This is a genomic window from Kocuria soli, assembly GCF_003797835.1.
GTDB classification, from domain to species: Bacteria; Actinomycetota; Actinomycetes; order Actinomycetales; family Micrococcaceae; genus Kocuria; species Kocuria soli.
The window spans coordinates 138,345-156,837 of the sequence record NZ_RKMF01000006.1 but is presented as its reverse complement, the minus strand read 5'-3'; the positions used below and the strand labels follow the sequence as shown (position 1 = coordinate 156,837).

Annotated in this window: 18 protein-coding genes and 1 tRNA gene; 10 read left to right on the top strand and 9 right to left on the bottom strand. The window is 66.8% G+C overall.

The window, feature by feature from the left end:
* The first annotated feature begins 34 nt into the window (after positions 1 to 34).
* From EDL96_RS06515 to EDL96_RS06500, 4 genes are read left to right on the top strand one after another with little or no spacing between them, the layout of a single operon-like run.
* The gene (locus EDL96_RS06515) at positions 35 to 874 is read left to right on the top strand and encodes an ABC transporter permease (RefSeq protein ID WP_233568723.1); all 840 of its coding nucleotides are present in this window, start codon (positions 35 to 37) and stop codon (positions 872 to 874) included.
* On the top strand, positions 871 to 1,995 hold the full coding sequence (locus EDL96_RS06510; RefSeq protein ID WP_123824983.1) for a sensor histidine kinase: 1,125 nt from the start codon (positions 871 to 873) through the stop codon (positions 1,993 to 1,995). The genes EDL96_RS06515 and EDL96_RS06510 overlap by 4 nt, the downstream gene beginning before the upstream one ends.
* Positions 1,992 to 2,606, top strand: a complete 615-nt coding sequence (locus tag EDL96_RS06505; protein ID WP_123824982.1) for a response regulator transcription factor — start codon at positions 1,992 to 1,994, stop codon at positions 2,604 to 2,606. The genes EDL96_RS06510 and EDL96_RS06505 overlap by 4 nt, the downstream gene beginning before the upstream one ends.
* 40 nt (positions 2,607 to 2,646) lie before the next feature.
* Entirely contained in the window at positions 2,647 to 3,876 is a 1,230-nt protein-coding gene (locus tag EDL96_RS06500) for a DNA recombination protein RmuC (RefSeq protein ID WP_123824981.1), read from the top strand.
* A gap of 18 nt (positions 3,877 to 3,894) precedes the next feature.
* Here EDL96_RS06500 and EDL96_RS06495 read toward each other — a convergent pair whose 3' ends face one another.
* The gene (locus EDL96_RS06495) at positions 3,895 to 4,977 is read right to left on the bottom strand and encodes a 4-hydroxy-3-methylbut-2-enyl diphosphate reductase (RefSeq protein WP_123824980.1); all 1,083 of its coding nucleotides are present in this window, start codon (positions 4,975 to 4,977) and stop codon (positions 3,895 to 3,897) included.
* 41 nt (positions 4,978 to 5,018) lie between these two features.
* A complete protein-coding gene (locus tag EDL96_RS06490; protein WP_123824979.1) occupies positions 5,019 to 6,119 on the bottom strand; it encodes a hypothetical protein in 1,101 nt (366 codons plus the stop codon).
* 158 nt (positions 6,120 to 6,277) lie between these two features.
* On the opposite strand from EDL96_RS06490, the gene xseA reads away from it, so the two are divergent.
* Positions 6,278 to 7,600, top strand: coding sequence for an exodeoxyribonuclease VII large subunit (xseA, locus tag EDL96_RS06485; RefSeq protein ID WP_123824978.1), 1,323 nt, complete (start codon positions 6,278 to 6,280; stop codon positions 7,598 to 7,600).
* Between the two features lie 84 nt (positions 7,601 to 7,684).
* The gene (locus EDL96_RS06480; protein WP_123824977.1) at positions 7,685 to 7,975 is read left to right on the top strand and encodes an exodeoxyribonuclease VII small subunit; all 291 of its coding nucleotides are present in this window, start codon (positions 7,685 to 7,687) and stop codon (positions 7,973 to 7,975) included.
* A 15-nt stretch (positions 7,976 to 7,990) separates the two neighbouring features.
* On the opposite strand, the gene EDL96_RS06475 is transcribed toward EDL96_RS06480, so the two are convergent.
* Positions 7,991 to 8,542, bottom strand: coding sequence for a TetR/AcrR family transcriptional regulator (locus tag EDL96_RS06475; RefSeq protein ID WP_123824976.1), 552 nt, complete (start codon positions 8,540 to 8,542; stop codon positions 7,991 to 7,993).
* Positions 8,543 to 8,756: 214 nt separating this feature from the next.
* Between EDL96_RS06475 and EDL96_RS06470 the strand changes: the two genes are divergently transcribed.
* On the top strand, positions 8,757 to 10,307 hold the full coding sequence (locus EDL96_RS06470; protein WP_123824975.1) for an MFS transporter: 1,551 nt from the start codon (positions 8,757 to 8,759) through the stop codon (positions 10,305 to 10,307).
* A 94-nt stretch (positions 10,308 to 10,401) separates the two neighbouring features.
* Here the strand turns inward: EDL96_RS06470 and EDL96_RS06465 are convergent, their stop codons facing one another.
* The 3 genes from EDL96_RS06465 to EDL96_RS06455 form a co-directional block, all read right to left on the bottom strand.
* Positions 10,402 to 11,628 (bottom strand): pyridoxal phosphate-dependent aminotransferase, encoded by a 1,227-nt coding sequence (locus tag EDL96_RS06465; RefSeq protein ID WP_123824974.1) that lies wholly within the window; start codon positions 11,626 to 11,628, stop codon positions 10,402 to 10,404.
* Positions 11,629 to 11,698: 70 nt separating this feature from the next.
* The gene (locus EDL96_RS06460; RefSeq protein ID WP_123824973.1) at positions 11,699 to 12,778 is read right to left on the bottom strand and encodes a glycine betaine ABC transporter substrate-binding protein; all 1,080 of its coding nucleotides are present in this window, start codon (positions 12,776 to 12,778) and stop codon (positions 11,699 to 11,701) included.
* The gene (locus EDL96_RS06455; RefSeq protein ID WP_233568722.1) at positions 12,775 to 13,314 is read right to left on the bottom strand and encodes an NUDIX hydrolase; all 540 of its coding nucleotides are present in this window, start codon (positions 13,312 to 13,314) and stop codon (positions 12,775 to 12,777) included. Before EDL96_RS06455 ends, EDL96_RS06460 begins: the two co-directional genes overlap by 4 nt.
* A gap of 106 nt (positions 13,315 to 13,420) precedes the next feature.
* On the opposite strand from EDL96_RS06455, the gene EDL96_RS06450 reads away from it, so the two are divergent.
* Complete coding sequence (locus tag EDL96_RS06450; RefSeq protein WP_123824972.1) at positions 13,421 to 14,491, top strand: magnesium and cobalt transport protein CorA; 1,071 nt, start codon at positions 13,421 to 13,423, stop codon at positions 14,489 to 14,491.
* On the opposite strand, the gene EDL96_RS06445 is transcribed toward EDL96_RS06450, so the two are convergent.
* On the bottom strand, positions 14,492 to 15,298 hold the full coding sequence (locus tag EDL96_RS06445; protein WP_233568721.1) for a DedA family protein: 807 nt from the start codon (positions 15,296 to 15,298) through the stop codon (positions 14,492 to 14,494). It abuts the gene before it with no gap.
* A 128-nt stretch (positions 15,299 to 15,426) separates the two neighbouring features.
* Here EDL96_RS06445 and EDL96_RS06440 point away from each other — a divergent pair, with 128 nt between their 5' ends.
* On the top strand, positions 15,427 to 16,395 hold the full coding sequence (locus tag EDL96_RS06440) for a mechanosensitive ion channel family protein (protein WP_123824971.1): 969 nt from the start codon (positions 15,427 to 15,429) through the stop codon (positions 16,393 to 16,395).
* A 100-nt stretch (positions 16,396 to 16,495) separates the two neighbouring features.
* On the opposite strand, the gene EDL96_RS06435 is transcribed toward EDL96_RS06440, so the two are convergent.
* Positions 16,496 to 17,437, bottom strand: coding sequence for a LysR family transcriptional regulator substrate-binding protein (locus EDL96_RS06435; RefSeq protein ID WP_123824970.1), 942 nt, complete (start codon positions 17,435 to 17,437; stop codon positions 16,496 to 16,498).
* Between the two features lie 75 nt (positions 17,438 to 17,512).
* Here EDL96_RS06435 and EDL96_RS06430 point away from each other — a divergent pair.
* A tRNA-Ala gene (locus EDL96_RS06430) sits at positions 17,513 to 17,585 on the top strand.
* A gap of 127 nt (positions 17,586 to 17,712) precedes the next feature.
* Here the strand turns inward: EDL96_RS06430 and EDL96_RS06425 are convergent.
* A complete protein-coding gene (locus tag EDL96_RS06425; protein ID WP_325049537.1) occupies positions 17,713 to 18,468 on the bottom strand; it encodes an SDR family NAD(P)-dependent oxidoreductase in 756 nt (251 codons plus the stop codon).
* Positions 18,469 to 18,493: the final 25 nt, after the last annotated feature.

The following is an 18,493-nucleotide window of genomic DNA, read 5'->3' as shown; positions in this document are numbered from 1 at the left end:
CAGAACTCAGTTCCCCAGAAGGAGCGCAGCAGACATGACCACCGGAACCGCCACCGATCGCACCGAACGTCCCACCACCGCCGACTCTGCCGGCCCCAACGCGCTGATGGGCATCCTCAAGTACGCCGCCTACGACTTCCGCCGCCAGCTGCGCATGGTCGAAAGCCTGTTCTTCATCATCGTGCTGCCGGCCGCCCTGTTCGTCATGTTCGGTTCGATCACCGCCTACGGGGACCTCCCCGCCGGCCACGGCACGGTTTCCGGATCCATCGCCACGTCCATGGCGGTCTACGGCGCCGTTGTTGCCACCACCAACATCGCCGGGTCCGCCGCCGTCGAGCGGTCCAAGGGCTGGGGGCGGTTGCTGGCCCTGACACCGATGGCCCAATGGCAGTACGTGGCGGCAAAGGTCCTGGTGGCCCTGGCCATCGCCGTGCTGCCCGTGATCGTGGTGTTCACCGTGGCGGCCCTGACCGGGGCAGAACTCGGGCCCTGGAACATCTGGCTCTCCGCGGGCGCACTTGCGGTGCTGTGCTCCACCATGTTCGCCCTGTACGGCCTCTTCTTCGGACTCATGTTCCGCTCCGAGGCAGCCGTGGGTGCCGCGAGCGGCCTGCTCGTGGTGCTCGGGTTCTTCGGGAACCTCTTCACCCCGCTCTCCGGAACCATGCTGGAGATCGCCAAGTTCACCCCGCTCTACGGCGTCCACGGTTTGGCCACCTGGCCGCAGATGGAAGGGGAAATCATGTCCACGATGGGTGAACCGATGGACCCGGACACCCTGGGGATGCTGATCACTAGTGTGGTGGTGTGGACCGTGATCTTCGGGCTGTTGGCCCTCCTCGCCGCTCGTCGCGGAACCAAGCGCGCATGAGTTGCGACACCCCCCAGGCTCGGACGGACGACCGATGGGGTCGTCCGTCCGAAGGCCTGCTCTACGCCCTGGGGTATCCGTCCGTCTGGCTGGTCTTCCTGATCTTCCCGATCGCCGGAACCTTCGCCTCCGACGCGCCCCTGGGTTGGCGCATCCTGTCCCTGATCGCCTTGGGCGTCTTCGCCGTGGCCTACGCGGCTTCCTGGTGGTTCACCCGGCCGTTCCGCTCGCTCGGTCCCACCGGGAACACCTTTGCCTGGGCCCTGGTTCTGGCTGCCTTGTCAGCGGCCACCTATCCGGCCATCGGTCTCAGCACGATGGGCACAGGCCCGTTCCTGATCGCCTCCCTGACCTTCAAGTTGCGCCCACGGATCTTCATTCCGTCGGTTTTGGCCCTGGTCCTGGTGTACGTGGGCCTTGCCGTGTGGGCCGGGCCGCCGCTGAGCTACTGGGTGCCGCCCATGATGTTGGGGTCCACATTCTTGATGGCCGGGATCTCGCTCATGATCGACCGGGAAGACCGCTCACGTCAGCTGACCCATGAACTCGATCTGGCCCGGCAACGCGAGTCCATCGGCCGGGACGTCCACGACCTCCTGGGCCATTCCCTGACCGTCATCACGCTCAAGACCGAACTCGCGCGCAAACTCGTGGACCGCGACCCCGGCAAGGCAGCGGCCGAGCTGGACGAGGTCCTGGAGCTGTCCAGACAAGCCCTCGGGGAGGTCCGAGCCACCGTGGGGCAGCTGCGGACCCCGGCCTGGTCCTCCCAGGTCGCCGCCACACGTACCGCCCTGCGGGCCGCGCGGATCGAGGCCAAGCTGCCGCCCGCCGTCGTCGAAATCCCCGAAGAGCAGAAGCCGCTACTGGCCTGGTGCCTGCGGGAGGCCGTGACCAACGTGATTCGCCATTCGCGCGCGTCCACCTGCGTGGTGGAGGCAGGGCCCGGGCGACTCACGGTGACCGACGACGGCGACGGCGACCCCGCGCAGTTCCGCCACGGCAACGGCCTGACCGGCATGAGGGAACGCGTGGAAGCGGCCGGCGGTAGCCTCACGGTGACCCCGAACCCCGATTCGTCGGACTCCACCGGCACCCGATTGGAGATCACCCTCCCGTGAGCGATCCCATCCGCCTTCTGTTGGCCGATGACCAGGCGCTGGTCCGCGGCGCATTGGCCGCGTTGCTGTCCCTGGAAGACGACCTGGATGTGGTCGCCCAACTGTCCTCCGGGGAGGCGATCGTGGAGACGATCCGCGAGCACCAGGTGGACGTCGCCCTCCTGGACATCGAGATGCCGGGCCGCGACGGCATCGATGCCCTACGGGCGATCCGCGACGCGGGGATTGCCTGCAAGTGCCTGGTGGTCACCACGTTCGGCCGCCCGGGGTATCTGCGGCGCGCCTTGGACGCCGGTGCCATGGGCTTCGTCGTCAAGGACACTCCCGCAGACCAGTTGGCCGAAGCGGTCCGCGCGGTCCATGCGGGTCGGCGGGTGATCGACCCCAGCCTGGCCGAGGAGTCCCTGGTCTCCGGAAACAACCCCCTGACGGAGCGCGAGCAGGACGTGCTGCGGGCCGCCCTGGACGGCCATTCGGTCAAGGAACTGGCCAGCCGCCTCAGCCTCTCCCCCGGGACCGTGCGCAATCACCTGTCCTCGGCCATCGGCAAGACCCACACGGGCAACCGGACGGAAGCCGCACTGAAGGCCAGGGAGAACGGCTGGCTCTGAGGGGCGTTGAGTTGTCCGAGGGCGCTGGCAACCTGGTGGCATGGAATCGAACGCCCTGACTCTCCTGGTCCTCCCCCTGGTGTTGCTCGTGGTGGGGTCGGTCGCGGGCTTCGTGGTCGGGTGGGTCCTGGGCCAGCGCAAGGGGGCACAGTCCGACGACGGCATGGCCGGTCGGCTGGAGTCACTGACGCAGTCCAACCAGCGACTGGCCACGGAACACGCCGCGGCCGTGGAGACGGCGCGGTTGCAGACCTCACGTGTTGAGGAGCTGGAGGACCGTGCCGCACAGGACCAGGACCTGCTCCGTGCCCTGGCCCCTCTCACGGACCGCATGCGGCAGATGCAGGACCACGTGACCCGGCTTGAACGGGACCGCTCCGAACAGTTCGGCGACGTCTCCCGCGCCCTAGCGGCGGCCCGGGAGTCGGACGTCAAGCTCCAGCAGGTCACCGGCGCCTTGGAGGGATCCCTGCGTTCCAACTCGGCACGTGGCGTCTGGGGAGAGATGCAGCTGCGGCGCGTCGTGGAGGCAGCAGGCATGCTCCGGCACGTCGATTTCACCGAACAGGTCACTGTGGCCTCCGAACAGGCTCAAGTGCGTCCGGACATGGTGGTCCATCTCCCGGGAGACCAGCAGATCGTCGTCGACGCCAAAGCACCCTTGTCCGCCTACCTGGAAGCGCAGGACATCAGCGACCCTTCCGCCTCCGGTGCCCGCCGACGATCCGAGCAGTTGGCGCTCCACGCCAAGGCCGTGCGAGCGCACGTGGACGCGCTCGGCAAGAAGAAGTACTGGGACACGCTGCCCGGTTCACCCGATCTGGTGCTGTGTTTCATCCCCGTGGAGTCGGCCCTCGCCGTGGCCTTGGACACGGATCCCACGCTGTTGGACCACGCGGCAAGCCGAAACATCGCCCTGGTCTCCCCCGTGTCCCTCCTGGCCTCCTTGAAGGCTGTGGCGTTCTCCTGGCGGCAGGAATCCCTGGCGCAGGACGCCACGGAACTCCTGCGTCTGTCACGGGAGTTGTACGACCGGCTGGGCACCATGGGCGGTCACCTCAGCAAGATGGGCGGCTCGATCAGGCGCAGCGTGGAGCAGTACAACCAGTTGGTCGGCTCCCTCGAACGTCGAGTGCTGCCCACCGCGCGCAAGCTCAACGATCTGGACCCCACGGCCGCCGATGACGAGCGTCTGGTCTCCTCCGCCGTCGAAATCCAGCCGCAGGCCCTCACGGCCCCTGAACTGCTACGGGATCTCCCGGAGTCCTGAACGTGACGCGCGGATCTGTCAGCGCGCGGGCCGGGCGCCGCGGCCGCCCAGGTTGCGGTCGGCGTCGCCGTCGGCCGTCAAACGCGCCCGTAGTTCCTTGGGAAGGGAGAACAGGATGTCCTCCTCGGCGGTCACGACTTCCTCGATTTCGCCGTAGCCGTAATCGGCCAGCAGGCCCAGGACGTCGCGGACCAGGACCTCCGGCACCGATGCCCCCGAGGTCACGCCCACGGTGGCGGTTCCTTCGAACCACGCTTCGTCCACCTGGTTCGCGTTGTCCACGCGCTCTGCGCGCTTGGCGCCGTACTCCGCGGCAACCTCCTTGAGGCGCACGGAGTTGGAGGAGTTGGAGGACCCGACCACGATCACCAGGTCCGCACGCGGCGCGATCTCCTTGATCGCGCCCTGACGGTTGGAGGTCGCGTAGCAGATGTCGTCGGAGGGTGGGTCCTGCAGGTTGGGGAACCGTTCCCGCAAGCGGGAGACCGTTTCCAGGGCTTCGTCCACGCTCAGCGTGGTCTGCGAGAGCCACACCAGGTTGTCCGGGTCCTCCACCTCAAGGGTGTCGACGTCCGCCGGGCTGTTGACGATGATCGTCTGCTCCGGGGCCTCCCCGAACGTGCCTTCGACTTCCTCGTGTCCGACGTGACCGATCAGCAGGATCTGCTGGCCACGCTTGGCGAAGCGCACGGCCTCTCGGTGGACCTTGGTCACCAAGGGGCACGTCGCATCAATGGTTTCCAGATTGCGTTCGGCCGCGGACTGGACCACAGCGGGTGACACGCCGTGTGCGGAGAACACCAGCAGCGAACCTTCGGGAACCTCGTCCACCTCGTCCACGAACACGGCCCCCTGGGATTCCAGGGTCTCGACCACGTGCTTGTTGTGCACGATCTGTTTGCGCACGTACACGGGGGCGCCGTAGTGCTCCAAAGCCTTCTCGACGGCGATCACGGCCCGGTCCACGCCCGCGCAGTACCCGCGAGGTGAGGCCAACAGGACCTTCTTGGGGCCTTCGACGGGCGCCGCGGAAGCGATGTCATCGGGGCTTCGGCGGGTCCGGGGAACGGTCGGCATGGCAAGAGCGACGGGGGTGGACATGGGCTCCATCGTACGGGGTGAGCCCAGGGCCCTGGTATGACTCAGACCTCGACCACGCGCCGTCGTCGTCCGTCGCCCGGGGTGTGCGCGTCCTCCCACCCGTCGTCAGCTCCCCAGTGCCACAGGGTGCGCGCGGCTGCCGCGATCAACCCGACAACGAGGGCGGCCACACCCGCCCACAGGTAGGGCGTGAGGGCCTGGTCCAAGCCCGTGAGCAGGATCTCGAAGATCCGCTCGATGACCGTACGGCCGACGTCCTGCAGGTTCGGGGAGGAGGTCACGGACGTCGTCAGGCTGTCGGCCTGGGACCGGGTGTAGAGCACCCCGACGATCAAGCCCGCGCCGGCCGCGGCCACGGCCCATTCCCGGTGCCGCCCGAGGAGAAGCGCAAGGCCCATCGCGACCACACCGCCCCACAGAAGGTAAGGGGCGGCCCTCGTGGAATCCACGATGGTGTCGAACGTGGGGCCCGTGTGGGAGTCACCCACCACCACGATCCCGTCCGCTCCGCCGAGCGATTCCTGCGAACGCAGGTCGAGATCGACTCCGAATCCGATGCGGTCTTCGATGTGGTGCTCGATCGAATCCACGACCGGGCCCGTGCCGATTTCCAGGTCCTCCGGTGCCCCCTGCCCCTCACCCTCTCCGGCGTTCTCGAGGTTGAGTTCGTGGGTGGTCAGGACCACCTGGTTCCAGTCGTCCGTGTACTGCTCGGTCCCCGCATACTCCTGGATACCGGAGGCAACCCGCTGGTCCACGATGTCCAGGATCGACCCCCCGAAGGGGATCCCGCCCAGGTCCTGTTGCTGGACGGACCGGGATGCGTTGTCGAGGGCAGTGGCCACCAGCTCTTCTTGGAGTGACTGGTCCGCAGCCAGCTCCTCGGAAACCTTGGCGAATCCGTCCCGGTCCACCACGGAGTCCTGAAGCCATTGCAGGCTGATTCCGGCCACCATCGCCAGCGCACCGGTCAATGCCAGCAGTACAGCCAGAATCGTGCGGAGCAGACCCCACCAGCCGCGGGAGAAGCGGCCCTGGTGTTCGGGGCGGAAGCGGCTCGGAACGGCATCGCCTTCGATTCCGTCGATCTGGACACGGCGCCGCTCACGCCAGCGCTGTGCCCATCCGGTTCTCGAAGCCATGGCTCCCACCGTAACGGCCCGGACCGGGTAGGACCGCCCGGGTCCGCGCTGCTCCACGGTGTTACGAGCGTGAGCGCTGTCGGGGCCTTGTCCACCGCCAGGGCGGTGACCCCGTGGCGTCCCCTGTGGTGTCCGCGGCAAATGGTAGGTATGTGCTTATGAACCCCGAAGACGCCGGGCGACCCGGCGACACGGAGCAGCCCCAGGACACCGCGCCGCCGACGGTGGAGCGAGTCCTGCCGCCACGTGCCGGGTTGACCACCCCCGAAAACCCCTGGCCGCTCAGGTTGTTGTCGGAGAACCTGCACGCCTACATCGCCCGCTGCGATCCCACCTGGGTCGAAGGGCAGGTGGTGGAGCTGAACCAACGCGCCCGAGTGACCTACCTGACTCTGCGGGACGTGGACGAAGAGATCTCCGTCCCCGTGACCCTGTTCGCCCGGGAAATGGCCCAGATGGAGACCCCTCTGGAACGTGGGATGCGCGTGGTGGCGCAGGTCAAGCCCGATTTCTGGACCAAGACGGGGCGCCTGTCCATGATCGCGCAGGGTGTGCGACCCGTGGGCCTGGGCGATCTGTTGGTCAGGATCGAACGACTCCGCCGGGCCTTGGCCGAGGAGGGCCTGTTCGACGCCGACCGCAAGAAACCCCTGCCACCCTTGCCCAACCGCGTGGGACTCATCACCGGACGCAACTCGGACGCCGAGAAGGACGTTGTCCGAAATGCCCGGCTGCGGTGGCCGTCGGTCGAATTCGAGATCCGTAACGTCGCGGTACAGGGCACAAGCGCGGTCCGCGGGGTCATGGGCGCCTTGGAGGACCTTGACGCCGATCCGGAGGTGGACGTCATCATCATCGCCCGCGGTGGTGGCGCCTTCGAGGACCTCTTGCCGTTCAGCGACGAGATGTTGTTGCGCGCCGTCGCAGCAGCCACCACCCCGGTGGTCTCCGCGATCGGACACGAGAACGACCAGCCCCTGCTGGACTTCGTGGCCGACCTGCGCGCCTCCACCCCCACGGACGCGGGGAAACGCGTGGTCCCGGACTGGGCGGAGGAAAAGGCTCAGGTGGCCCGCGCCCGCGTGGTCCTGGACCGCGCGGTGCTGCAGTTCCTGGACCGTGAACAGGCCGCCCTGGACTCCATCCGGTCCCGCCCGGTTCTGGACCAGCCGGAGGGCATGGTCCTGGTCCGCGAAGAAGACGTGGACCGGCTCCGGGAACGGGCACTGCGCACGGTCCTGCACCGCACCGAACGGGAGAAGGACACGATCGTCCAGATGAAGCACCGCGTGCGAGCGCTCTCACCCCAGGAGACCCTGTCCCGCGGTTACGCCGTGGTCATGACCGAGGGGGGCGCTGTGGTGAAGTCCTCCGAGCAGGTGACCGTCGGGGACCGTCTGGGCATCCGCCTGGCCCACGGAGAGCTGGCGGTGCGCACGGACTCCACATCCTCCCGCCAACCGGGAGAACCCACGGACTGACCGGACCCCTCCGACGTCGTCCCCACCGTTCAGAGCGACCCCGCCACAACGACCCACCCCGCCTCAGCCGAAGGAAGAGACCTCATGGCACAGAAGAAGACCTCGACCCAGAACCCGTCCGCCCCGGACCTGTCCGACATCGAATCGATGGGCTACGAGGAAGCCCGCGAGGAACTCGTGCGCACCGTGGCGCAACTCGAAGCGGGCGGAACCGCCCTGGAGGAATCGCTGGCACTGTGGGAGCGCGGGGAGGCCCTGGCCAACCGCTGCGAGCAGTGGCTCGACGGCGCCCGGGAACGCTTGGAAGCTGCGCGCGAACGCCGCGAAGAGGCACAGGGTGAGGACTCGTCGGAGGGCGCGGAGCCCGTCAGCTGACGTCGGGTCTTGACCTCACGCTGAACCGGCTGGACGCAGCCGTTCCAGGACGCCGAGCAACTGCTCCAGGGTGGCCTTGCTCTCCTTGCGGTTGGCGGGCAGCCAACCGATGCTGGCGTTGTAGTACAGCCCGTCACCCATGTGCAGCACGGCGTTGGCCACGGCGGGTTCCCCCAGGTCCGCTAGGAGCAACTCGTACCAGCTCTCCTTGAGTTCCTGCAGCGCGTGACGCGCTGATTCGTCCCCACCCTGGGCCAGGCGGGTCACGGCCACGATGGCCAGATCAATGTCTGATCCGGCCCACACGGAGTTGCGTAGGAACTGTCGTGCGGCGCCTTCGGGGGACTGCGCCATCGACCGGCAGTCCTCCTCCCCCAGCACGCGCATGTGTTCCAGCAGGGCCTGCACCAGTTCTCCACGATTCGCGAAGTGGTACAGCAGTCCACCCTTGGAGACCCCGGCGCGGGCAGCGACTGCGTCCAGGGTGGCCGCGCGTTCGCCGTCGTCGACGAGGATCGCCTGGAATGCCTCCAGCAGGCGATCACGGGCAACGGGTTTACGCGACACGATCGATGGTCCTTTCCTCAGCTCCAAGATCTCACAGCTTGTCAGCATCGGAGGGTGGTCAACCGCACGTCATCAGCATGTTGCCTCCGGGTGACTCAAACTGTACCGTCTGGTCGGTATAGTTTTACGGGTGAAATCCCGTCCCGTCCAGTCCGATCACGTGGGGAGGTCTTTCGTGTCAACAGTTGCAACGCACGCCCAGGAGGTGCGCCACATGCGACCTGAACAGCGCCGAGTCCACCCCTGGTTGGCTCTGGCGACCCTCATGTTTCCTGTGCTCACGGTGTCCGTGACCACCACCGCGTTGAGCTTCGCGCTGCCGGACATCGCCGCCGACCTGCGCCCCAGCGCCGCCCAGCTCCTGTGGATCGTGGACATCTACCCGCTGATCCTGGCGGGGCTCCTGATCCCCATGGGCACGGTGGGCGACCGCGCCGGGCGCCGACTTCTGCTGATCATCGGGTCCGTGGGCTTCGCCGCCGCCTCGGTGGCGGGCGGCCTGTCCACCAGCGCCGAAATGCTGATCGCTTCCCGCGTGGCCATCGCCGTGTTCGGCTCCATGCTGCTGCCCGCGACCCTGTCCCTGATCCGCGTGATCTTCGAGGACGACGACGCCCGACGCACCGCGATCGCCATCTGGACCGCAGGCTTCAGTGCCGGCGCCGCCCTGGGTCCGATCGTCGGTGGGGCCATGCTGCACGCCTTCAGCTGGCACGCGGCCATCCTGGTCGCGGTGCCGGTGTGCCTGGCGTTCGCCGTCATCGCACCGTTCACGCTGCCCGAGTCCAAGGACCCGCGCCCCGGCAAGCTGGACGTGACCTCCGCCTTCCTGGCCATCCTGACCATGACGCCGATCGTCTACGGGATCAAGACGCTGGCCACCGGTGGCGCGCTGCTGGCCGGTGCGGTCGCCCTGGTCCTGGGCCTGGCATTCGGCGTGATCTTCGTGCTGCGCCAGAACCGGCTGGCGGCACCCATGGTCGAGCTGGCGCTGTTCCAGAGCGGCCGGTTCACCGGCGGCGTGCTGGTCAACGTCATGGGAAACCTGGTCCAGTTCGGCTTCCTGTTCTTCATCACCCAGCACCTGCAGTTGGTGGTGGGCATGGATGCCTTCACCGCCGGACTGTTGATCATCCCGGGGATGGTGTTGGCCATCGTGTCCGGGTTGCTCGGCGCTCGCTGGGCCGGCGTCGTGGGGCCGCGGGCGGTCGTGGTGGTTGGCCTGGTGCTTGCCTCGGCCGGCTACCTGGTCATCGCCGCCACGGTGGGCAACGCCGCCTGGCCCATGGTGGTCGCCTACTGCGTGCTGGGTGTGGGCATCGGCTTTGCGACCACGCTCTCCACCGAACTCGTGGTGGGCTCCGTCCCGCCCGAGAAGTCCGGGGCCGCCTCGGCCATCTCGGAGACGGGATACGAGGTCGGCGCGGTGCTCGGAACCGCCGTCGTCGGAGGCCTGGTGACCGGGTTCTACCAAGCCTTCCTGAACATCCCCGCCGGGGTGGACAACGAGTCGGCAGACACCGCCCGCGAGACGCTGGGCGGCGCCTACGCCGTGGCCGAGAACCTCCCCAACGGCAGCGAACTCGTCACGGCCGCCGCCAGTGCCTACAACCAGGCGATCTCCATGACAGGCCTGATCGTGGGACTCACGGGTCTGGCCTTCACACTCCTGGTGTTCTGGCTGCTGCGCACCCCGCGCAAGGTGATGGAGCTGGACACCCGAACCGGCCAGCTGACCATGGTCCCAGCGCCGGAGGCCGACTAAAAACTCTCGTCACGGCTTTCTGCCACGAACAACACGTGTGTGGCAGAAAGCCGTGACGAAAGTCCATCGGTGAGCGGGTGAGCCGGGCAGTGCCTCACTGGACCTGCTTGTAACCGCCCAGGAACTCCTCGATCCGGTCCAGCGCCGGTTCAAGCTGCTCGACCGAGGGCAGGAACACCAACCGGAAGTGGTCCGGGGTGTCGAAGTTGAACGCCGACCCGTGGCTGACCAGGATCTTCTGCTCCTTCAGTAGGTCCAGGGCGAACCGCTCGTCGTCTGTGATGTTGAACTTCTCCACGTCGAGCTTGGGGAACAGGTACAGCGCACCGACAGCAGGCTCGCAGGTCACGCCGTCGATCTGGTTGAGACGTTCGTAGGCCAGATCGCGCTGTGCCTTGAGGCGACCACCCGGCAGGATCAGATCGTTGATCGACTGGTACCCGCCCAACGCCGTCTGGATCGCGTGCTGGGCCGGAACGTTGGCGCACATGCGCATGTTGGCCAGCAGCTTGATGCCCTCCAGATAGGACTCGGCCTTCCAGCTGGGTCCGGTGATCGCCACCCACCCGGCGCGGTAGCCGGCCACCCGGTAGGCCTTGGAGAGCCCGGAGAACGTCAGGCACAGAACGTCCTCGCCGGTCAGTGTGGCCAGGTTGATCATCTCGGCGTCGTCGTAGGTGATCTTCTCGTAGATCTCGTCGGAGAACAGGACGAGTTCGTGCTCCTTGGCGATGTCCACGATCCCCTGCAACGTTTCCCGGGAGTACACAGCACCCGTGGGGTTGTTGGGGTTGATCACCACGATGCCGCGGGTCCGGTCCGTGACCTTCGAACGGATGTCCTCCAGGTCGGGATTCCACCCGTCCTCTTCCACGCAGTTGTAGTGCACGGCGGTTCCGCCGGAGAGCGTCGTGGCGCCCGTCCACAGCGGGTAGTCCGGGGAGGGCACCAGAATCTCGTCACCCGGGTCGCACAGGGCCTGCAGGGTCAGGGTGATCATCTCGGAAACACCGTTGCCCAGGAAGACGTCATCCACGTCCAGGTTCCGGACGCCCTTGGTCTGGTAGTACTGCACGACGGCGGTCCGTGCCGAGAAGATCCCGCGCGAATCCGAATAACCCTGGGCGTAGGGCAGGTTCTTGATCATGTCCACGAGCACCGCATCGGGTGCTTCGAAGCCGAAGGGCGCTGGATTTCCGATGTTCAGGCGCAGGATGCGATGGCCCGCGTCCTCCATCTTCTCGGCCTGTTCCAGGACCGGACCCCGGACGTCGTAGCGAACGTTGGACAGCTTTTCGGACTGAGTGACCTTCTTCGGCATGAGTTCACGATACATCCGGGTACCCGCACCCGACCGGCCCGCGGCGCACGGGGTCGTGCGTCGAACCTGCCTACGGTCGCACGGTTCCGTACCAGTAGTCCGCGGCTTCCTCGGGCGTGTAGGGGGTCGACGACGTCGTCATCCGGGTGAGCAACACCAGCGCCTCCGTGTCCAACTGACCGGAGATCCCGTTGATCTCGCTGACCGCCTGGTCCGACAGGTCCGCGCTCGCCACCGGCAGCACGCGCTCCGGGACCAGTGCTTCCTGGTTGTCCTCGAGAACCTCCAGCGAATTGTCTTCGATCGCCGGGGTCGCGGACAGGACCCCTGCGACGTCGATCTGACCCTCCAGCAGCGCCTGGACCACATCGGCCTGCGAGTCGAACTCACGAACCTCACCCGGGGTGCACTCGTAGGTGTCTGCCACGGCGGCGGCAGTCACGGAGGCCTGGTCCTCGCCCTTGATCGCACCGAAGGTGAGGTCTCCACAGTGCTCCGCGAGGTCGTCGATCGAGGTGACCTCCAATCGAGCAGCCGTGGCCGCCGTGGTGGCCAGGACGCGCTTGTTCTCCGCGGGTGCGGCGTCCAGGATCTGCACGGTCTCCGGGAGCTGCTCGTCCACGCCGGACTCGACGTCGCCGTCCGTGACACCCTCTTGGCCGCTGCCGAGCATGTCGGCCAGGGTGTCCACGATGTTCTCATCACTGCCATTCGCCTCGTCGGAGGGCACGGTGGTCGAGCTCGGGGACTGGGTAGGTTCCTGGGCTTCCACCGTGCCCGCCCCTTGGGGCTGGTTTCCGCGCAGTTCCAGGTAGAGATCCCCCGAGTAGTCGGGGAAGACGTCGATCTCCCCGTCCTCCACCGCTTTCAGGTAGCCGGCGCGCCCACCTTCGATCTCTCGCACCTCGACGGTCATCCCGGCGTCCTCGAGGGCCTTCGACCACGCGTATGCCACGGTTTCCGTCTGGTTCGTGGGGCCTGCTCCCACCACGACGCGGGGGGCGGATGCCTCGGCCGTTGCCGTGGGGTCGTTCGTGGGCTGGTCGCCGTCGCACCCAGCCAGGGTCAACGTCACGGCGGCGAGCGCCGCGGCGATCACACCCGGCAACGGCGGCCGGGAACCGGCTGCGCGTCCGGTCTGCGGCCTCATGCGTTGACCTCCAACCCTGCCATGGTCAGTCCGACCTCCACCAGGTCCAGGTGCGGGTACTGATGCAGGTCGGCGATCGGGATCCAGCGGGCGTCGTCGGAGGACCCGTCGACCTCGGGTGTGAGACTGCCGCCCGTGACCCGGGCCCTGTAGACCACCCGCAATGCGTGTAGGAGACCGTCCCCGGGGGTGACCCGGCGTTCGGCGTCGATGTAGAAGCTGCTCACGCCCAGGAGTTCTTGTAATTCCACGGTGTAGCCGGTCTCCTCGAACACTTCGCGGACCGCGGTGTCCTCGGGTTGTTCCCGCGCCTCCATGCCTCCGCCGGGCAGGGTCCAGGATGGCTGCATGGCTGGGTTGCGCGGGACCCACCGGGACAGCAGGATCTTCCCGTCCTCCACGACGACGGCGTAGGCACCGGCTCGCGTAGCCATGGTGGTCCCGGAGCCACCCGAGTGCCCGGAGCTGCCTCGGGGTGCCTGGGGTCCCCTGTCGGTTTGTTCCGGGCGCTGCTGCGCCGCCTGCTCGTGAGCCATGCGGAACAGTCTAAGGAGCATGCCAATGGGTCCGCCGACAGCAAGCCACGGGCGGGCCCGGTGGGGTCATTGCACGGGAATGGCTCACGGCCCCGATAATGGGTCGGTGAGCATCGTGGACAACGCCGTGTACAAGGACGGGGAACGGGTCGCCTCCCCCACCTCTCTCGAAGAGACCTTCAGACTGCTGGCCGAACTGGACGGGGGTGCGCACGACCATTCATATGGTGCTCCGCACACCCCGTGCCGCGACTCCGACCACCACCATCAGCACAGTGCCATGGCCTGGATCGGGCTCTATCGCCCCGGCAAGGCCGAGATCGCTGCCCTGCAAGCACAGTTCCACCTGCACGAGCTCGCGGTGGAGGACACGGTTCTGGCTCATCAGCGGCCCAAGACGGAACGCTACGGTTCCACCTTGTTCACCGCGCTACGCCCCGCCACGTACAACGACTCCGCGGAGTCCATCCGGCTGGGTGAGATCCACGTGTTCACCGGACCCAACTTCGTGATCACGGTCCGCCACGCAGAGACGGCCGGCGTAGGCAAGGTGCGGCACCGCGTGGAGTCAGAACCCCAATTGCTGGCCCGCGGACCCGAGGCGATTCTCTATGCTCTGATCGACCAGGTCGTGGACGACTACTTCCCGATCTTGGAATCGGTCGAGGAAGACATCGACGAGATCGAAGACGCCCTGTTTTCAGGCCGCTCCGACGTTTCCCAGCGCATCTACGAACTCGCGCGCCAGGTCAACCTCTTCCATCGCGCGGTGGCGCCGCTGCCCCTGGTGGCCGACCAGTTCGAGGCGGGCTTCCAGAAATGGCACACGGACGAGGAGCTGCAGCACATGCTGCGCGACGTCCGTGACCACGTGGTGGTGGCCAACAGCCGCATCGAGTCCTTCCGTGCACAGCTCAACGATGCGATGCAGTTGGACGCGACCCTCACCGCCGCTCGCCAGAACGACGCCGCGATGGAGTTGAACGAACAGACCAAGAAGATCTCGGCCTGGGCCGCGATCCTGTTCGCGCCGTCGATGATCGGGTCCATCTACGGCATGAACTTCCACGACATGCCCGAGTTGCGCTGGACCTACGGTTACCCGTTCGCCCTGGCTCTGATGCTTGCGGTCGGGGTGGGCCTGTACCTGGTGTTCAAGAACAAGGATTGGTTGTAGTCACGCGTCGTGTCGGGCGGCCTTACGCTGCGCCTTGGCCTCTGCGTGGGCGGCGATCGTGCGGTCACGACGCGCCAGGACCTCGTCCACGGATTCCTTCCGCGCGTTGTCGGACAAGCCCTTGCGGTTTCGGATGATGCGCTTGGCCACCCACCAGACGATGAACACGACGATCAGCACGTAGACCAGGTTGGAGAACAGCCCCGCGTACTGCTCCGCCAGGTGCCACTGCTCGCCCAGGAACCACCCGGCCAACACGAAGATGGTGTTCCAGATGAGGGAACCCACCAGGCTCAGGACCGTGAACTTGGCAAAGTTCATGCGCTCGACGCCTGCCGGGATGGAGATCAGGGAACGGAACAGCGGGATCATCCGGCCGAAGAAGATCGTGTAGGGCCCGTACTTGTCGAACCAGTTCTCGGTCTTTTCGACGTCGTGAATGTCGACCAACGGCATGGCATCCACGATCCGGTACAACCGGCGGCGCCCCAACCATGCTCCCAGTCCGTAGAGGGCCATGGCTCCCACGACCGAACCGAGGGTGGTCCAGAACAGCGCCTCCCACAGGGTGAATCCCCCCTGGGCTGCGGTGAACCCGGCCAACGGCAGGATGATCTCGGAGGGCAACGGCGGAAACAGGTTCTCTAGGGCCACGAGCAGCCCCGCCCCCGGCGCCCCAATCACGTCCATGACGTCCACTGCCCAGCCGGCGATACCGCTGAGACCGGCCTCCTCCGATGCGCTCTGCGACGGGACCGTCGTCATCGAGGTCTGGATGGTCAGGTTGGTGAGGGCTGCTACAGCCATAGCACTCCTTGAAAGCTGTGCCCGGTGGGGCAACAGGGTTCGTGTGAGGTCAGGTGGTCAGCGCTCACTGCGCGGGCAGCAAGCGGGTATTAAGTTGGCGTTGAGACGGGCCGATTACGGTGCCCTTCATGGACCTATTGGCGAATGTGAGCACAACCATGCCGGAGATGGCGTCCTGGGAGTTCTGGCTCGGGGTACCCGCAAGGGTCCTGATGATCCTACTCATTGCCGTGGTCGCATCCGCTGCGATTCGTCTGATTATCCGCAGAATCACACGCGGCATCGAGAAAGGCACCCGCTCCCGTGTGATCCGGAAACTGGACTCCGGGCGGCCGCAGTGGGTCGAGGACGCCGGACTGGCACGCAAGCGTCAGGCCCAACGCGCACAAACGGTGGGGTCTGTACTGGCCTCCGTGCTCACGCTGACGATCTGGGCCGTGGCATTGCTCATGATTGTCTCCGAACTCGGGTTCAACATCGCACCCGTGCTGGCATCGGCGGGCATTGCCGGTGTGGCGCTGTCCTTCGGCGCGCAGTCCCTGGTCAAGGACTACCTCTCCGGGATCTTCATGGTGGCCGAGGACCAGCTGGGCATCGGCGACGTGGTGGACCTGGGAGAGGCCTCCGGTGTGGTCGAGGACGTCGGTTTGCGCGTCACCCAGGTCCGCGATGTCCAGGGCACGCTCTGGCATGTGCGCAACGGCGAGATCCTGCGCGTGGGCAATCAGTCACAGGGCTGGGCCCGCGCGGTCCTGGACATTCCGCTGCCCTACGACGGCGACCTGGACGCCATGATCGAACGCCTCACGAACACGCTCGCGAACCTGCGGGAGGACGCCACGGTGGGTGAATTCGTACTGGGTGACCCGGAGGTCTGGGGCGTTGAGGCCCTGACCGGTGAGTCCGTGACGGTGCGAGTGGTCGTCAAGACCGCCCCGGCCGAGCAGTGGGCGGTCAGCCGGGTCATGCGCGTGCGGGTCAAGAAGATGCTGGATGCCGCGGGACTGTCGGTCCCGCTGGTCAACCAGACCATGGTCCGCGGCGGAGGAAACCTGTACGCGCCCCCGGCGGACGCCGCACCCACTGACCAGACCTGACCTCCGCCGTCGTCACCCGGTGCTCACCGTCCAAAGCATGCTTTCCCGCTGATCGAGGCGCTGATTCTGCGGCAAAGCATGACCTTGGCGTCGTGTCAGGTCAACGTGTCCCGCGACCACCGGGGCGGCGGGGCCTGCCACCCGCCCTCCCGCCGGAGGGACGGCGCGCCTTGCCGCCCGCCAGGCGTTTGCCCTTGAGCTGGTCCCCGCGGCTGGTTCCTTTGGCGGTTCGCGACGGCGCCTCCCCCGGCTTGGCCTTCGCCGTTCCGGGTTTGGCCTTGGTGGACTGCTTCCGCTTCTTGAGTGCCGCCATCTCCTTGCCGCCGTCCTGGGCGTTCCCGCTCGCCAAGTGGGTGGCCTCCCCGCGCGAACTGTCCTTCTTGCGTCCGCGGACCACCCCCACCAGGTCCTGGACCATCGCCTCCTTCTCCTCGTCCAGGTCCTGTGGCCAGACGACGACGACGTCGCGGCCCGGCAGGTCCGGGACCACCCGGTAGGTCAGGTCCTTGCGATGGTGGAATCGCGCAACCGACATGGGCAGAACGGCTAGCCCGGTGCCCGCCGCCACGTATTCGACCAGGTCGCCGTCGTCCCGGGCGTCCAGCGGTGGGCGGACTGCGCCGTCGTCGTCGGTCCCGGCGCCGTGCGGTGAGGGGCGGTGTTCGGGGAGGTCGGAGAGGTCCTGGACCAGGTACTCGTCGACCAATTCACCGATGGGAACCTCGTCCAAGAGGGTGAGTTCGTGATCGATGGGCAGCACGACCACCTGGAGTTCCGTGTAGGCCGGGATGGCAAGGAAGTGTCCGCGGAGACCTTCGAGGTCCTCGAGCCCCGGCTTGGGGTGCGCGGGGAGGCGGACCAGGCAGACGTCGACGGCGGTGCCCAGGTGCTCGCGCCACAGTCCGGGGTCCAGTTGCTGGTCCACCAGCTCGGCCCCGGGCAGGCGCTCGCGCCAACGGTCGAACCACTTGCCGGGCATCATCCCGGGTTCGTAGCCGACGCGCAGCAGGGGGCCCGAGGTCTGCTCGGTGGATTCAGTCATGCCACAACCCTAGACGCCCGACTTTGGGCGTTCGCCCCGGCAGGCGTACCATGGACCGCGCTGCACAAGCGGCACGGGGCTATAGCTCAGTTGGTAGAGCGTTTCGTTCGCAATGAAAAGGTCAGGGGTTCGATTCCCCTTAGCTCCACAATTGATCTCTCAGGAGATCAGTGCCAACCCGGAACTCTGTGTGGGTCCGGGTTTTTCGCTGTCCGGAGGGTGTCTGGCACCCGGGTTTCAACGACCGTGAGCGCAACATCGTCTGCATCCGCGGCTCATGGGAGGGTAACTCCCGTGTTGTTGCCCAGCACCTCGATGAGCCGGTCCTGGAGCTCCTCGTCCGCCACCGCTTCGTGCGGTTTGGCCCGGCGCTGGTGGTGCCAGTACCCGCCAGTGGTGAGCGCTTCGGCGTCATCGGAGGTGGCCAACCAGAACTGCGTGAGATGCCCGAGGTCCAGATCATCCGGTGCGGAGGGCCCACCCATGCGTGTGGGAACCCATCCGGGATCCACGGCATTGAAGAGGACTTCCGGCCGACGACGCGCCAACCCCGCCATGAGGGTGGTCACCAGAAGCTTTGCATCGGAGTACGTGGCTGTCGTCGTCGATCCCGACCAATCCAGGCCTTCCAACCTGGCATGACCACCGACGTGCATGCTGCTGCTCAGGTACACGTGCCGCCTTGCGTCCGGGAGCAAGACTGTCAGGACGTAAGGAGCCACCACGTTGACGGGCAGAATCGCGGAGCCGTTCATGGTGCCGGCGTTGTGAATGACCGCATCCACCTGCCCCAGGGCACGGGCTTGCTCGGCCAGCTCCCGCATCTGGTCCAGATCAGCGAGATCACCGACCACAACCCGTGCGCCGCGGGCCACCAGGTCCTCTACCGCTGACCGGCGCCTTTCGTTGCGCACGTCGACGATCACCTCGTGCCCCGACTCCAGGGCACGCTCAGCAGCGCCCAGCCCCAAACCGTCAGCCGATCCCGTGATCAGAATCCGTGAGATCTCACGTTCAGCGTTCGTACTCATACCGGCGCGACCGTCCTTCTCTGCG

Coding starts and splice junctions, on each gene's coding strand:
- EDL96_RS06510 (WP_123824983.1), top strand. CDS start 871: ATGAGTTGCGACACCCCCCAGGCTCGGACGGACGACCGATGGGGTCGT.
- xseA (WP_123824978.1), top strand. CDS start 6,278: ATGAACCCCGAAGACGCCGGGCGACCCGGCGACACGGAGCAGCCCCAG.
- EDL96_RS06495 (WP_123824980.1), bottom strand. CDS start 4,977: ATGTCCACCCCCGTCGCTCTTGCCATGCCGACCGTTCCCCGGACCCGC.
- EDL96_RS06425 (WP_325049537.1), bottom strand. CDS start 18,468: ATGAGTACGAACGCTGAACGTGAGATCTCACGGATTCTGATCACGGGA.
- EDL96_RS06435 (WP_123824970.1), bottom strand. CDS start 17,437: ATGACTGAATCCACCGAGCAGACCTCGGGCCCCCTGCTGCGCGTCGGC.
- EDL96_RS06440 (WP_123824971.1), top strand. CDS start 15,427: ATGGACCTATTGGCGAATGTGAGCACAACCATGCCGGAGATGGCGTCC.
- EDL96_RS06490 (WP_123824979.1), bottom strand. CDS start 6,119: ATGGCTTCGAGAACCGGATGGGCACAGCGCTGGCGTGAGCGGCGCCGT.
- EDL96_RS06470 (WP_123824975.1), top strand. CDS start 8,757: ATGCGACCTGAACAGCGCCGAGTCCACCCCTGGTTGGCTCTGGCGACC.
- EDL96_RS06515 (WP_233568723.1), top strand. CDS start 35: ATGACCACCGGAACCGCCACCGATCGCACCGAACGTCCCACCACCGCC.
- EDL96_RS06465 (WP_123824974.1), bottom strand. CDS start 11,628: ATGCCGAAGAAGGTCACTCAGTCCGAAAAGCTGTCCAACGTTCGCTAC.
- EDL96_RS06460 (WP_123824973.1), bottom strand. CDS start 12,778: ATGAGGCCGCAGACCGGACGCGCAGCCGGTTCCCGGCCGCCGTTGCCG.
- EDL96_RS06480 (WP_123824977.1), top strand. CDS start 7,685: ATGGCACAGAAGAAGACCTCGACCCAGAACCCGTCCGCCCCGGACCTG.
- EDL96_RS06445 (WP_233568721.1), bottom strand. CDS start 15,298: ATGGCTGTAGCAGCCCTCACCAACCTGACCATCCAGACCTCGATGACG.
- EDL96_RS06500 (WP_123824981.1), top strand. CDS start 2,647: ATGGAATCGAACGCCCTGACTCTCCTGGTCCTCCCCCTGGTGTTGCTC.
- EDL96_RS06455 (WP_233568722.1), bottom strand. CDS start 13,314: ATGGCTCACGAGCAGGCGGCGCAGCAGCGCCCGGAACAAACCGACAGG.